The 749-nt window shown below is 63.6% G+C and carries 1 protein-coding gene; it reads right to left on the reverse strand.

What is annotated here, in order from left to right; translation table 11 throughout:
* A partial coding sequence (tssI, locus tag AC3WMT_RS30860; protein ID WP_492578081.1) for a type VI secretion system tip protein TssI/VgrG occupies positions 1-749 on the reverse strand: 749 nt, incomplete at both ends.

Below are 749 nucleotides of genomic sequence, written 5' to 3' on the forward strand. Positions count from 1 at the left end.
CCGCCGTACTGGGCGCCGGCCCAGGCGCTGGAGACGCGCAGCCAGCAGCTGGTCTTGTCGTCGGCCTGGCCTTCGCGGTCCCAGTGGAACTGGACCTTGACGCGACCGTATTGATCGCAGTGGATCTCTTCACCTTTGGGGCCGGTGACCACGGCGCTCTGGCTGCCGAGGATGCGCGGTTTCGGGTGGCGCAGGGGCGGGCGGTTCGGCACGTCCCACGGGGTGGCCTGGAAGCGGTTGCGGTAGCCCTGGTGGAAATCGTCTTTCAGCGCGGTGGTGTCGCTGGTCACCGACTCTTCCAGCACTTGCGGCTGTTTGCCTTCGTGAAGGATTTCGGTGAGCAGCCAGAGGTCGTTCCACTTGGCTTTTGGATGCGCAGTGAGTGCGAGGAAATGGCCGCTGACCAGCAACGGTTGATCGCTTTTGCCTTCGGCCAATTGGAAGTCGCTGCGGTGACGTTCGAGGGCGCGTTTGGCCAGGTGTTTGCCGCGCTCGCGGTCGACAAATCGGCCCGGGTAGTCGTAGTCCTCGAGGTCGGGCAGGGCGTCGCCACGGTTTTCGCTTTCGAGGGTGATTCGCGGTTTTTCGAAGTCGTAATCGCGACGCGTGGTGCGGCTGGTGCGGGTTTCCAGGCGCAGGTCGAAGCGCTTGATCACCGGGTCGCTGGCGACCATGCCGGAGTCTTGCTGATAGGCCACGGGTTTGAGTTTCGGGAACACCGTCTGGTCATCGCCGAAGATCAGTTTGTG

Source organism: Pseudomonas sp. FW305-7 (assembly GCF_058786735.1).